The 13,439-nt window shown below is 56.5% G+C and carries 15 protein-coding genes; 7 read left to right on the top strand and 8 right to left on the bottom strand.

All coding sequences use genetic code 11. From position 1 onward, the window contains the following. The first annotated feature begins 19 nt into the window (after positions 1-19). Positions 20-358, top strand: coding sequence for a P-II family nitrogen regulator (locus tag CA948_RS05770; RefSeq protein ID WP_094196882.1), 339 nt, complete (start codon positions 20-22; stop codon positions 356-358). A 50-nt stretch (positions 359-408) separates the two neighbouring features. Beyond that, on the top strand, positions 409-1,251 hold the full coding sequence (locus tag CA948_RS05765) for an aldo/keto reductase (RefSeq protein WP_094196881.1): 843 nt from the start codon (positions 409-411) through the stop codon (positions 1,249-1,251). 75 nt (positions 1,252-1,326) lie between these two features. On the opposite strand, the gene CA948_RS05760 is transcribed toward CA948_RS05765, so the two are convergent. Both CA948_RS05760 and CA948_RS05755 read right to left on the bottom strand, forming a co-directional pair. Further along, complete coding sequence (locus tag CA948_RS05760) at positions 1,327-2,535, bottom strand: MFS transporter (RefSeq protein ID WP_094196880.1); 1,209 nt, start codon at positions 2,533-2,535, stop codon at positions 1,327-1,329. A 50-nt stretch (positions 2,536-2,585) separates the two neighbouring features. Beyond that, positions 2,586-3,161, bottom strand: a complete 576-nt coding sequence (locus CA948_RS05755) for a chorismate--pyruvate lyase family protein (protein ID WP_108727556.1) — start codon at positions 3,159-3,161, stop codon at positions 2,586-2,588. A gap of 36 nt (positions 3,162-3,197) precedes the next feature. On the opposite strand from CA948_RS05755, the gene CA948_RS05750 reads away from it, so the two are divergent. Further along, a complete protein-coding gene (locus tag CA948_RS05750) occupies positions 3,198-3,932 on the top strand; it encodes a pseudouridine synthase (protein WP_094196878.1) in 735 nt (244 codons plus the stop codon). 15 nt (positions 3,933-3,947) lie between these two features. Here the strand turns inward: CA948_RS05750 and CA948_RS05745 are convergent, their stop codons facing one another. Together CA948_RS05745 and ugpQ are read right to left on the bottom strand one after the other, a co-directional pair. After that, positions 3,948-4,802: a 23S rRNA (adenine(2030)-N(6))-methyltransferase RlmJ gene (locus tag CA948_RS05745; RefSeq protein ID WP_108727555.1), complete on the bottom strand. Its 855-nt coding sequence runs from the start codon at positions 4,800-4,802 to the stop codon at positions 3,948-3,950. Positions 4,803-4,827: 25 nt separating this feature from the next. After that, positions 4,828-5,583, bottom strand: a complete 756-nt coding sequence (gene ugpQ / locus CA948_RS05740; protein ID WP_199827820.1) for a glycerophosphodiester phosphodiesterase — start codon at positions 5,581-5,583, stop codon at positions 4,828-4,830. Positions 5,584-5,744: 161 nt separating this feature from the next. On the opposite strand from ugpQ, the gene CA948_RS05735 reads away from it, so the two are divergent. The 4 genes from CA948_RS05735 (at position 5,745) to CA948_RS05720 (ending at position 9,704) form a co-directional block, all read left to right on the top strand. After that, positions 5,745-7,703: a SurA N-terminal domain-containing protein gene (locus tag CA948_RS05735; RefSeq protein ID WP_108727554.1), complete on the top strand. Its 1,959-nt coding sequence runs from the start codon at positions 5,745-5,747 to the stop codon at positions 7,701-7,703. Between the two features lie 69 nt (positions 7,704-7,772). After that, positions 7,773-8,645, top strand: a complete 873-nt coding sequence (locus CA948_RS05730) for a M23 family metallopeptidase (protein ID WP_108727553.1) — start codon at positions 7,773-7,775, stop codon at positions 8,643-8,645. Positions 8,646-8,666: 21 nt separating this feature from the next. After that, positions 8,667-9,350, top strand: coding sequence for an AzlC family ABC transporter permease (locus CA948_RS05725; protein ID WP_094196874.1), 684 nt, complete (start codon positions 8,667-8,669; stop codon positions 9,348-9,350). A 9-nt stretch (positions 9,351-9,359) separates the two neighbouring features. Further along, positions 9,360-9,704, top strand: a complete 345-nt coding sequence (locus CA948_RS05720; RefSeq protein WP_108727552.1) for an AzlD domain-containing protein — start codon at positions 9,360-9,362, stop codon at positions 9,702-9,704. Between the two features lie 174 nt (positions 9,705-9,878). Here CA948_RS05720 and CA948_RS05715 read toward each other — a convergent pair whose 3' ends face one another. Genes CA948_RS05715 through CA948_RS05700 form a run of 4 tightly spaced genes read right to left on the bottom strand, consistent with a single transcriptional unit; the run spans position 9,879 to position 13,430 of the window. Further along, positions 9,879-12,158 carry a RelA/SpoT family protein gene (locus CA948_RS05715; RefSeq protein ID WP_094196872.1) on the bottom strand — a complete coding sequence of 760 codons (2,280 nt, stop codon included), beginning with the start codon at positions 12,156-12,158 and terminating at the stop codon, positions 9,879-9,881. A gap of 21 nt (positions 12,159-12,179) precedes the next feature. Beyond that, complete coding sequence (gene rpoZ / locus CA948_RS05710; protein WP_003799665.1) at positions 12,180-12,383, bottom strand: DNA-directed RNA polymerase subunit omega; 204 nt, start codon at positions 12,381-12,383, stop codon at positions 12,180-12,182. 35 nt (positions 12,384-12,418) lie between these two features. Continuing rightward, positions 12,419-13,063, bottom strand: coding sequence for a guanylate kinase (gene gmk, locus CA948_RS05705; RefSeq protein ID WP_108727551.1), 645 nt, complete (start codon positions 13,061-13,063; stop codon positions 12,419-12,421). A 37-nt stretch (positions 13,064-13,100) separates the two neighbouring features. Next, positions 13,101-13,430, bottom strand: coding sequence for a hypothetical protein (locus CA948_RS05700; RefSeq protein WP_094196870.1), 330 nt, complete (start codon positions 13,428-13,430; stop codon positions 13,101-13,103). Positions 13,431-13,439: the final 9 nt, after the last annotated feature.

The following is a 13,439-nucleotide window of genomic DNA, read 5'->3' as shown; positions in this document are numbered from 1 at the left end:
ATTTGACGTGCGAGTAACCATGAAACAAATTACGGCCATCATCAAACCCTTCAAGCTCGATGAAGTTCGCGAAGCCCTGGCAGAGCTGGACGTTAACGGCTTGACCGTAACTGAAGTGAAAGGCTTTGGTCGCCAAAAAGGTCATACCGAGCTCTATCGCGGTGCCGAGTATGTGGTGGATTTTCTGCCCAAGATCCGTGTGGACATCGTGGTGGCAGCCGATCGCTGTGATTCGATTATCGAAGCCATTATTAAAGCCGCCCACACTGGCAAGATCGGTGATGGCAAGATATTTGTGACACCGGTTGAGCAGGCTATCCGCATTCGAACCTCGGAGAGCGGTCGCGACGCACTGTAAGGTGGCCGCAACTTGGCTGGTGTGGGTAGTCGTTCTGGAAGGACAAGCTGATGCGATATGAAAAACTAGGTTCAGCACCGCGTGTTTCGTGTGTGGGCCAAGGCAGTTGGTATGTCGAGCAGGCCGATTGGTCGCAAAGCATGACGGCTTTTCAGGCCGGGCTGGACGCGGGCATGAACCATATCGACACCGCCGAGATGTATGGCGACGGGCAGGCAGAGACCTTGATCGGTCAGGCTCTGCAAGGTCGTCGTCACGAGGCTTTTCTGGTGTCCAAGGTCTTGCCCTTTAACGCCAGCCGTCAGGGCGTGATCCGTGCTTGCGAGGCCAGCCTGAAGCGTTTGGGTACGGACTATCTGGACCTGTATTTATTGCACTGGCCCGGCCAGGTTCCTTTGGAGGAAACCTGCGCGGCCTTTGACCGGCTCGTTCAGCAAGGCAAGATCAGGCAGTGGGGCGTCAGCAATTTTGACGTGCCAGATCTGGAAGAGCTGTATGACATCGTGGGGCCGGGCGAGATTGCTTGCAATCAGGTTCTGTATCACCTGAATGAGCGCGCCATTGAACACGCAGTCATGCCCTGGTGTCAGGAGCATAAGATCAGCGTGGTGGCGTACAGCCCCTTCGGTCACGACGATTTCCCGGAGCCGGATTCTGAAGGCGGGGCCTTGTTGGCCGAGATTGCCAGCCACTATCAGGCCACCGCGCGGCAAGTGGCTTTGGCCTTTTTGCTGCGTGACCCCAATGTGTTTGTGATTCCCAAGGCATCGCGCGCGGTTCATGCCCAGCAAAATGCAGCCGCTGCAGATTTGGTGTTGCAGCCCGAGCACATTCAAGCATTGGATGCTCAGTTTCCACGCGGCCCCAGGCCCGCTTATTTACCAATGATTTGAATGCAGGAAGCACGGCCCCCAAGCCTGGGATGACATCCAGGCTTGGGGGCCGTTTTTCATGAGTGGTCGCTTTGATTAAGTGGCGAAGTAGGGCTGACGCTTGTTCTTGACGTACAGCCAGGCCAGGGCCAGCATGACCACTGCCGAAATTGGCAGCGTCCAGGTATTGACGCCGTACCAGCCATAGACGGCCAGCACACGACCCGAGGTAAAGGAGGACAAGGCCACACAGGTAAAGATGATGAAGTCATTCAATGCCTGCACACGACCACGCTCTTCGGGACGGTAGCAGTCCACCACCATATTGGTGGCACCGATGAAACCAAAGTTCCAGCCCAGGCCCAGCAAAATCAGGCTGACCCAGAAGTGCGGCACCGTCATGCCCAGCAACGCCACAATGCTGGCCAGCCCCAACAAGAGCACGCCCGCAAAGGTGACGGGGATCTTGCCAAAGCGCTTGATCAGGTTGCCGGTAAAGAAGCTCGGGCCAAACATGGCCAGAATATGCCACTGAATGCCCAGGGTGGATTCTTTCAGGCTATGACCGTGCATGACCATGGCCAAGGGTGAGGCCGTCATCAGAAAATTCATTAGGACGTAGGAAGCGACCCCAGCGATGACCGCAATAATGAAGTAGCTGTTGGAGGCAATCACGCGCAAGGGGCGTCCGGTGTAGGGTATCTTCTCTTGCTGATTTCGTGTGCCTGGTGCCAAGCGTAGGCAAAAGGCAAAAGGCAAGACCAGAGCTGCCAAGGCCGCCTGCGCCAGGAAGGCGGCGGCAAAGGGGTGATCCGGCCAGATGTCCTGAGTATGGATAATCGTCTGGGTAGCGATAATTGCTCCCAACAGCCCTCCGGCCATAACCCAGGAAATGGCTTTGGGTCGGAACGTATCGCTGGCGTCATCCGCAGCGGCAAAGCGATAGCTTTGTACATAAGAGGCATACAGCCCGGCCAACAGGGTGCCCACACAGAACAGGACAAAGGACAGGCTGTAAATCCCGGCAGCAGCCAACAGGCCCGCTCCTATGCCCAGCAAGGCACCAATGATGTAGCCACCCTGGCGTCCTAAACGGCGCATCAGAAAAGCGGCAGGCAAAATGCCGATGGCCAACCCCAGGTTGAAAATACCCACCGGCAAGGTTGCCAGGTCCGGGCTGCTGGCCATTTTTTGCCCGACCAGACTGCTAAGCGCCACCACCAATGCCGGATTGGCCCCGCCAAGTGCTTGCATTCCAGAAAGAATAAAGGCGTTGCGACGGCTTGGATCGACTTGCGTGGACATGGCGGGTCTCGGTATATAACTTTGTTTTATTAGTTAATGCTGAATTTTAGCTAAGCCAGTGTAGCACCACGTGCCCAGAAGGCTGGCATAAAGGATTCGGCCACCAGGAGGGGTTGACCGTGCCGCCAGAAGACGGAGCAGCGAGACAGAATCTGCTGAGCCGGCGGAACTGGTTCGTCACTACTGGCAAGGGCGCGCTCAATTGTGCGGAAAACGCTCATGCCCCGATTCAATCGACAGCTTAAAAAAGCCGAGCGTTGTATCTGGGCATCGTTATAAAGCATGTCGGCCAGCGGTCGGCTGCGTAGCCGGCGCATACCCTGCCAGACGCTGTGCGAGGCGGGCAGGGGAGTGAAACTGCGGGCAATCACACAACGGATTCCGTCCACGGACATGGATACTTCTCGTATCCAGGCCAGCGTGCCCAGTGGCTTTTGAATCAAAGCGGCTTCTTGAGGACTCAAGCGGCACGTGTATTCGCTGACGACTTCCAGATGGACGTTGCCCAAGCGGCGTAAACCGGTGGTCAGTGCGCCGGGACGGTGTAGCCAGTACTTTTGGGCAGGGGTGGCAGAGGGATGAATTCGCTCGTGCCAGGGTTTTTTTATGCTGGAGGAAAATTTCATGTCCTGTATTATCGCCAAAGCCATAAAATAGTGCTCATGGAAAAAGAACGTATCTCAAAATTAATGGCCCAGCGCGGCATGTGTTCACGCCGTGAGGCGGATGCCTTCATCGAACGCGGCTGGGTTCGTGTGGACGGTCAAATCGTCTCTGAATTGGGGAGTAAAGCCTACCCCAATCAGAAAATCACACTGGAAAAACAGGCGCGTCAGCGCCAGACCCAACGTGCCACCATCCTGTTGCACAAACCCGTGGGCTATGTGTCGGGGCAAGCTGAAGCCGGTTATCGCAATGCGGTTTCCCTGATCGGTGCGGCCACGCAGTACAAGGGTGGCCGCGGTGGCCAACGCTTTGACCCAGCACATTTGCGCGGTCTGGCCCCGGCTGGTCGTCTGGATATTGACTCCACCGGCTTGCTGATCCTGACTCAGGATGGTCGTATTGCGCGGCAGATTATTGGCGAAGACTCGGTCATCGACAAGGAATATCTGGTGCGTGTGACCGGCAAGCTGAGCGAGCGCGGCCTGGAACTGCTGAACTTTGGTTTGAGCCTGGATGGCAAGCCTTTGCTGCCTGCCCAAGTGTCCTGGCAGAACGATGACCAGCTGCGTTTCATTTTGCGCGAAGGCAAGAAACGCCAGATTCGCCGCATGTGCGAGCTGGTCGGTCTGAAGGTTGTGGGTTTGAAGCGTGTGCGTATTGGCGAACTGGTACTGGGCGACCTGCCTATGGGCCAGTGGCGCTACATGAAAGAGTCCGAGCGCCTGGCCTAAAGGCAAAGGGGCGGCTTACAACCCCGAATGACGAAGTTGAAAGCTGGCCTTGTCATCCTGGGCCAGCGTTTTTGTTAACCACGGCATGCTTTGTTCCAGAGCCTTGAGCAGCGTCCAGGGAGGATTGCTGATGAACAGGCCGCTGCCATGCAAACCCAACCCATTTTTGGCCGGAGCACGAACAGACAGGCTGACATGCAGCCAGGGCGTATCCAGTTGCTCCAGCTTGCGTTGCAAGGCCTGCACTTCGGGCCGCTGCACAATGGGATACCACACGACAATACAGGCTTGAGCAAATCGCTTGAGGGCATTTTTGACGCTGTTCAAGACCTGTTGATAGTCGGATTTGGCCTCGTAAGAGGGGTCCATCACCACGATGGCGCGTCGCGATGGCGGCGGTAGCAGGCGCCCCAACTGTTCAAACCCATTGTCTGGATACAGACGTACTCGACGATTGCCTTGAGGGAACAATTGCGCCACGTTGTCGCTCAAGACTTCAAATTCGGACGGATGTAGCTCAAAGCCATGAAAGCTGTCTTGGGGGCGCAAGCGCTCCAGTGCCAACCAGGGGGAACCGGGGTAGTAGCGCGCGGTGCCGTCCGGGTTCAGGTCGGCAATGGCATCAATATAGTGTTCCACCAGCTCCGGGTAGTCGTCTTGCTGCAAGACCCGGTCCAGGCCGTCGTAGAACTCGCCCTTGGTTTGCGCCCAATCGTGTTCCAGATCATAGATACCGGCACCGCAGTGAGTATCGATGATGCTGAAAGCACTGTCTTTTTGAGCGTAGTAATTAAAGATATGCAGCAAGGTGGCGTGCTTGAGCACGTCCGCGTGATTGCCAGCATGAAAGGCGTGACGGTAACTGAACAAGAGAAATCCTGATGTTGCGGTTTAATTAAAGCGTATCGGGGCGAATGGTAGTGACTTTATCAGTGAAGATGCCATTGCATCCCCAATCCAGCAGTTCGCGTACCCGTTCAGCCTCGTTGACGGTCCATACGGCTACGGTATAGCCTTTTTGCCGAATCGCCTGAACCAAGGCCTGGCTGACAAAACGATCATTCAAATTCAGACCCATGCAGCCTAGGCGTTCCAGGCGTTCAGGCCAGTCTGCCGGAACGTCTTCTTCAATCAGCAGGGCGCGGGGCAGGGTGGGGGCGGCTTGCTGGGCCGCTTCCAAAGCCGCTTCGGAAAAAGAGGACAGCAAAGGCGGCAAGCTGGCCTGTGCCCACAGAGCCTGCGCAGCCAGGGCAACCCGTCGACCCGTTTCCGCCTCGTCCCCAGTGGTGGGCTTGATTTCGATATTGCTGTGCACCTGATTGGCTAGGGTAAAGGCGGCTATCGAACTTAATGTGGGTATGGGCTCTCCGGCGTAGGCCGAGGAATGCCAGGCCCCAAAGTCCAGGGCTGACAGTTCGGCCAGTGTCAGCCGGGAGGCAATACCCTGACCATTGGAGGTGCGGTCCAACTGGTCATCGTGCAGTAGTACGGGAACCGCATCGCGGCTCAGTTTGACGTCGTACTCCATCATGCGAAAACCATTCTGGGTACCGACCCGAATGGCAGCCAGGGTGTTTTCCGGGGCAATCTTGCCGGCGCCACGGTGGGCGATCAAAGCGGGGTAGGGCCAGTGATGGTTCAGTGAAGGCATGGCGGACTCGCAAGAGGCGTGATAAAAAGCCAATGTACTATTTTAACCGGGGCTGTACACTGTACGGTTTTCATATACGGTATATTTTCAGGCCGAGCCGGCTTGCCGGTCTGATGCGCCACCCGCAGCGCCCTGCTGCAAGCGAAAGTAGGTGATGATTAATGTTCGAGATTATCCGTAAGAACCAACGCGTCATGCAGCTGGTCCTGTTAGTGCTGATTTTGCCATCTTTTGTATTGATTGGTGTCAGCGGCTACTCCAGCTACGTTTCTGGCGATAGCGATATTGTCAAAGTTGGCGATAGCGCCATTACATCCCAGGAATTTGATCGTGCGCGCCGCATGCAGCTGGATGATATGCAGCGCAACAATCCTTCCGGTTTTGATCTGGCCCAGGCCGACAGCCTGGAGAGCCGTCGTGCATTGCTGGAGTCCTTGATTGATCAACGTGTACAAATCGAAGTGGCCACTGCTGATCGCTTTAACGTGTCCGACATTGCGTTGCGCGACTATATCGCTACCATGCCGGAGTTTCAGGAAAACGGCGTCTTTTCACCTGCCCTTTACAGCCAGGTTTTGGCCTCGGCCGGCATCGATACCCGTGATTTCGAGCAAAGTCAGCGTGGTCAGTTGGCCCTGCAACGTGTGCTTGGCCCGGTCGCTGCCAGCACTTCGATGCTGCCTAGCGTCATGAACAAACTGGAAATCGCCCTGACCGAAGAGCGCGGTGTGCGCACTCGCAGTTTCTTGACTCGTGATTTTGAACCCGAGGTGCAGATCAGCGATGCAGACCTGCAGGCTTGGTACGATGCCAACAAGCAATCGCTGGAATTGCCACAGCAAGTCAAGGTGGAATACCTGTTGCTGAATGAGGCCGCAGCCTTCAAGGATCTGCCTACGCCCACAGACGAACAGCTCAAGCAGTATTACGAGCAGAACAAGACACGTTATGTGCAGCCTGGCCGCGTAAATATCAGCCATATTTTGGTGAACGTACCGGCGGGCGCTTCCGACAGCGAACGCGAAGCGGCCCAGACCAAGGCTCGTGAGCTGGCTGAAAAAGCGCAAGCCAATAAAGACGATTTTGCCGATCTGGCGCGTGCCAATTCCCAAGATGAAGGTAGTGCCCGCGAAGGTGGCGAGCTAGGTTGGATTAGCAAAGGTTCCTGGCCCAGCGTGTTGGAAAATGCGGTATTTGCTCTGAAAAAGGGTGATGTGTCCGGCGTGATCGAAGGCCCCAACGGTTTCCATATTTTCAAAAGCAATGAGGTTCAGCCCGAGCAAGGCGAGTCTTTCGAGCAGGCCCGCAGCAAGGTTCAGGAAGAAGTGCGCAAGCAACTGGCCTCTGAGCGCTTTGCCGATATGGCCAGCAAGCTGACCAACCTGGTCTACGACAATGAGGACAGTCTGGAAGCGGCGGCCAATGCCTTGGGTTTGACTTTGAAGCAAGCTGAAGGTATCAGCCGTCAAGGTTTGATTCCTGCTTCGCAAGTAGAGGGTGATCTGGCTGCCGCCAATGGCCCCGATGCGGCCGTGCTGGATGATAGCCGTGTGCGTCAGGCGCTGTTCAATGCCGAGGCTTTGGCTTCGCGCAAGAATGCGGGCGTTGTCGAAGTGTCCCCTGACACCTTGATTGCCTTGCGGGTGATCGACGTAACCGACGCTCATGTGCCTGCGCTGGATAAAGTACGTACGATTGCTGAGGAAAACCTGCGCCGTGAAAAGGCGGCTGCCCTGGCGGTACAAGCGGGTGAAGACTACTTGAAACAGTTGCAAGCCGGTAGCGAACCAGAAAATTTCTCTGCCCAGTTTGCTGTGAGCCGTGCTGAATTCCCGGAAATGGATGAAGCCTTGCTGAACAAGGTTCTGGCCAATCCCGTGGACAAGTTGCCTGCGTATGTGGGTGATCGTCAGCCCCAGGGCTACACCGTCGTGCAGATTCTGAGTCACCAACCCGGCAAGGCGGGCAATCCCGGTCTGAACATGTTGACGGCACAGTTGACGCAAGCCATGGCTCGTACTGAGACCCAAGCTGTTTTGCAGGCGATGCGTGTACAAGAGAAGGTACAGATTCTGCCCGAAGCAGAAAAAGAGTTGACCTCCAGTGGTGAGGATGAATAAGGCGGCTTGAATCAGGGCCGGTAACCCTGGAGCTCTCAGGCTCCAGGGTGTTTTTCAAAGAGCATTCTGATGAATCACACTGATATTTCTCTGGTACGGCGGCGCCTTTTAGGCGCCGCAACTGTTTGGGGCCTGACCGCTCCGTGGCTGGCACAGGCCGCGCCTGGGCAGGGCACGTTCATCGAACGTACTCTGCATCGTCCTGTGCCGGGTGGGGTAGCCGTGCTGGACCTGGGATCAGGTGGCTCAGCCCCGGTGGCGCACTTTAATGGCAACCGTGTTCTAGTAATTCAGGATGCTGACCAGCGCTGGAAAGCGATTGTTGGGCTGGACCTGAAAACCCAAGCTGGCCAGCACAGCATCTCGGTGCAAGGGCAGTCGGGTGTGGCGTTCCAGGTGGGCAGCAAGCGGTATCGGGAGCAGCGCATTACCTTGAAAAACAAGTCTCATGTAAATCCGGACCCGCAGCAGCAGGCCCGTTTTGAGCGCGAGTATGAAGAGCAGATGCAGGCCTATGCCAGCTTTCGCAACGAAGGCCCCAGCAATGTGGTCTTTGAAAAGCCCGTTCCGGGTCGCCTGACCAGTCCGTTTGGTCTGCGCCGTTTCTTCAATGGCCAAGAGCGTAACCCACATTCGGGTCTGGACTTTGCCGCGCCTACCGGCACGGCAGTCAAAGTGCCTGCCGATGGGGTTGTCACCATCGTGGCGGACTACTTCTTTAACGGTAAAACCGTATTTGTGGATCACGGCCAGGGCCTGATCACCATGTTCTGTCACTTGTCGGCCTTTGATGTGCGTGTGGGCGATCGTGTCAGCAAGGGCGATGTCGTAGCGCGCTCCGGTGCGACGGGTCGTGCGACCGGCCCTCATTTGCACTGGAACGTCAGCCTGAATAACGCACGGGTGGACCCCGCTATCTTTATTGGTGCATTCCAGGCCTAGGCAGGGCCTGCAAGGTTTTTCATGATCATCGGTTCGGCATATCGACGGGGCTTGCGAGACAGCGCCTCTATCGCCTTGGGCTATGTCCCCGTAGCGATTTCCTTTGGGCTGACGGCGGTACATGCAGGCTTGTCACCCTGGCTGGCGGTTCTAGTGTCCCTGATTGTGTACGCCGGGGCCAGCCAGTTCATTTTGATCAGCCTGTTGGTCGCAGGGGCGGCCTATCCCAGTATTTTGGGTATTGTGCTGCTTATGAACCTGCGTCATGTGTTCTACGGTCCGACCTTAATGGGTTTTTTTGCCGGGCCCAGAACCGTGTCCAGCCTGTTCATGGCTCCAGGTTTGACTGACGAAGTCTTTGCCGCTTCTGCGGCCGGGGTGGCCCGCCAGCCGGCCCAAGAGCAAGAGTCCTGGTACTGTGGCTTGCAGTTAGGCTCTTACCTCTCCTGGGTCTTGGGCACCGCTTTGGGGGCATTCTTTGCCAGTGACCTGCTGGGCCAGTCTCCTGTGCTGGAGAAGACCTTGGGTTTTGTCTTGCCTGCCTTGTTCTTTGCTTTGCTACTGGAAATCCGCCGTTCCGCACCTTTGCCGGTGCTGGTGGCAGCCGCTGTCGGGGCAGTGCTGGCCATGGCTTTCTTGCCCTCGTATCTGGCCATTATTGTCGGTATGCTGGCCGGCGGCCTAATGGCCTTGCGCCGCGCTTAAGGAGTAGAGATGGATTGGAGTTTTCTGCTCATGATTGTGCTGGCGGGCGTAGGCACATTTTTGATTCGTTACCTGCCTTTGCGCCTGGGTGGACGCCAAAGCAAGGCGGACCCCAGTCGCGTTTCGATCTGGCCGCGCCTGTTTGGTGCTATCGGTCCGGCAGGTGTGGTGTCTTTGCTCGTCGTGTCCCTGATTTCCTTGCTGCGCCCCGAGCAGATGTCCCTGGACTTGCCGCCTTTGCTGGCAGGTCTGGCAGGGGTGCTGCTGGGCCGCCGCTGGCCGGGTGGTATCGCGGGATCAACACTGACCGGCGTGCTGGCCTACGGCCTGTGCGTGGCTTATGTGGGTGTGTAGATGATCTGGTCGAAGCTCTCTTGCTGATCGATCACGGCAATTTATGTTGGGTAGGCAAGAAGGGGGAGTCGCCTGTTTTTTATTGAGTGTCTGCTGTCAGGTCTCAGACCAAAAAAAACGCCTGCTAGTGAGCGGGCGTTTTTTGTACGGCTGAAAACTGGTTTGCAAGCGGGTTTAACCCTTCACACGCACAATTTTCTGAACTTGGGGTACATGGCGAATTGCCCGAATCACGCGGGCCAGATGGGTGCGGCTATCCACCTGAACGGTTAGGTGCAGTACGGAGGTTGCAGCCGATTCATCCGGCATGGATATATGCAGGATATTGGAGTCGGCATCGGTAATTTCAGCAGCCAGACGGCCCAGGACACCGCGCTCGTTGATCGCAGTTACATCCAGACGGGTAGAGAGGTGGCGGGCGGTATTGCTGTCCCACATCACCGGCACCCAACGCTCGGGTTCTTTGGCCTGGGCGCGTTGTGCCACGGCACATTCCGCCATGTGAACGACCAGACCGTGACCTAAGCGGATACCACCAATAATGGCGTCACCAGGTAGCGGGCCACAACACGGCGCCAACTGTACGGCCTGCCCCTCGTTACCGTGAATCAGAATCGGTGCCGAGGTGTTGGCACTGATTTCGTCAAATTCTGCGGCAGTGGTTTCCAGCAGGGGGTTTTCTGGGGCAAAACGGCGAGCCACAACGGCAGCCAAGCGTTTGCCCAAGCCAATATCAGCCAGAATTTCTTCGCGGGACGCTGCGCCTGAACCCTTGGCCAGCTTGTCCCAGTTTGGATCGTCGTCCGTAGCATGAGGCAGGCTTAGCTGGTCAAAGGCCTGATCGAGTAGGCGGCGACCAAAAGCTACGGATTCCTCGTATTTAACTGTACGCAGGTAGTGGCGAATTTCCGAACGGGCACGGCCGGAACGGACATAGTTCAGCCACTGCGCGCTTGGGCGGGCGGCGGGGGAAGTAATGATCTCCACCGAGTCACCGCTTTTCAGCTCGGTGCGCAGCGGGGCAAACTCGCCATTGATCTTGGAGGCAACAGCGTGATTGCCGATGTCGGTATGGATGCTGTAGGCAAAGTCCACTGGCGTAGCACCGCGTGGCAGGGAAATAATCTTGCCTTTGGGTGTATGGACGTAAACCGCATCGGGGAACAGGTCAACTTTGACGTGCTCCAGGAATTCTGTGGAGTCACCCGTCTGGCTTTGGATGTCCAGCAAGGATTGCAACCAGCGGTGTGTACGCTTTTGCAAATCGTTCAGCGTGACGTCTTCTTCTTTGTATAGCCAGTGAGAGGCCACGCCTTCTTCAGCCACGTGGTCCATTTCGCGGGTACGGAACTGGAACTCGACGGGGGTGCCGTAAGGGCCAATCAAGGTGGTGTGCAGGGATTGATAGCCATTCACTTTAGGGATGGCAATGTAGTCCTTGAACTTGCCCGGTACGGGGCGGTAGAGCTGATGCAGCGTACCCAGGGACAGATAGCACTCGGGCAAGGTATGAACAATGATGCGAAAGCCGTAAATATCCAGCACGTCCGAGAAGGATTTTTTCTGCTCGACCATCTTGCAGAAAATGCTGTAGAGCGACTTTTCACGACCGGATATCTCAGCATCAATGCCGGCTGCAGGCAGGGCAATCTTGACCGCTTCGGTGATTTTGCCCAGCACTTCACGGCGGTTGCCACGAGCGGCGAGCAGGGCCTTGTGCAGCACCTTGTAGCGATTGGGGTAGATGGCCTTGAAACAGCGGTCCTGAAGCTCGCGAAACAGGGCGTTCAGGCCCAGGCGATGCGCAATCGGAGCGTAGATATCCAGGGTTTCCTGGGCTACGCGGCGGCGTTTTTCAGGTTTGACGGCGTCCAGCGTGCGCATATTGTGCAAGCGGTCGGCCAGCTTGATCAGGATGACGCGCACATCACGCGACATGGCCAGCAGCATCTTGCGAAAGCTGTCGGCTTGTTGCTGCGTCTTGGTGGCAAACTCCAGGCGTTCCAGCTTGGATAAACCGTCCACAATCTCGGCTACATCAGTACCGAATTTTTCAGCCAGTTCCTGCTTGGTGACGTCCTGATCTTCGATCACGTCATGCAGCAGGGCCGACATCAAGGCGTCGGTATCCAGCTTCCAGCCTGCACAGATTTCTGTGACGGCAATGGGGTGCGAGATATAGGGTTCGCCACTGGCGCGAAATTGCCCCAGGTGGGCCTGATCGGAAAAGCGATACGCTTCCCGTACCCGTTCTACATCTTTCGGGTCCAGGTACTGCGAGATGATCTTGGTTAGCGGAGCCAGTGAGGCAATAGGCGGGTTGGCACTTTCCTGCGCGGATTGTGCCAGTGCCGGGGTGTTCTTTTCTTTAGGCTTGCGACGACCTAGCCGTGAACCCTTTTTAAGGACGGCCAACAGCCCAGACGATGCGCCCCGTAAACCTGAAAATGCCATACCGTGCTCCGCTTGTGCCTATCAGGTAGGAACTTTGCGCAGCATTTCCAGACCGGTCGCGCCGGAGGCGATTTCTCGCAAGGCGGTAACCGTAGGCTTGTTCTTGCTTTCCAGGCGTGGTTCGTGGCCTTGGGCCAGTTCGCGCGCACGGTAGGCGGCTGCCAAGGTGAGCTTAAAGCGATTGGGGACTTGCTCCAGGCAGTCCTCGATAGTGATGCGAGCCATAGTAGACCTGTTATCAAAAAGAAATAAGAAGGAGATCAGCCCTGATTCAGCAGGGCATCTGCGCCTAATTGTTGAAAGAGTTGGCGATGCCGTACTGACTGAGTGGCAGTGCGCAACCGACTGGCCTGCACAATACTCAATAGCTGCTGTAATGCCGTATCAAAATCCTCATTGATAATAGCATATTGACAGTCACGAACATGGGCGATTTCGTGCTCGGCAGCCTCGACGCGGCGGGCAATGATCTCTTCGCTGTCCTGTCCGCGTTTGCGCAAACGCGCCTCCAAGGTGGGCAAGGAGGGCGGCAAAATGAAAATGCCTACGGCTTCGGGGAAATGTTCGCGGGCCAGACGGGCGCCTTGCCAGTCGATTTCCAGCAGCACATCGCGGCCTGCATTCAGGGCTTTCTGAATGGGTTCGCGGGGTGTGCCGTAGTAGTTGTCATGCACCTTGGCCCATTCCAGCATGGCGTTGTCGGCACACATCTGCTCGAAGCGCGCCTTGTCCACAAAGAAGTAGTGTTCGCCGTCGGTCTCACCAGGGCGTGGTGCGCGGGTCGTGGCCGAGATGGACAGCATGATGTTGGAATCGTTGGCCAGCAGGGCGTTGACCAGACTGGATTTGCCCGCCCCGCTGGGGGCGACAACCATAAAAACAGTGCCAGGATAGCTCGTGGACATGGAGAGCAGACTCTAGAAGTAGATTTTTATAAAAGAATTAATTGCTGCTTAGGTCGGTTTGCCCAAACTCAGTCAGGACAGCCATCACACTGGCCTTGTCCGAGCACAAAAAGACGACCGTGTCGTTGGGGTTCATGGAAAACAAAACCTCTTGTACTTCCTGGGCGGCATCGTCGGCCTGGGCGATGGCCATGACGTGCACATCGCCACCTGCCTCGAATTGTTCGGGGGGGACGATATTGGCAACGGCGTCCAGGTCAGGCTCACTGATGGCCAGATACGCCCAGATCTTGTGCTCTTGCTCCAGGATGATCTCAAGCACGTAGCCCGAGTCAGTCTGCTCAATGATTTGGCTTTGTAGTTGCATAATTCAGTG

The sequence above is a fragment of the Alcaligenes aquatilis genome, from assembly GCF_003076515.1.
Lineage (GTDB): Bacteria > Pseudomonadota > Gammaproteobacteria > Burkholderiales > Burkholderiaceae_B > Alcaligenes > Alcaligenes aquatilis.
The sequence above is the reverse complement of the archived record's forward strand: the minus strand, read 5'-3'. Positions and strand labels throughout refer to the sequence as shown.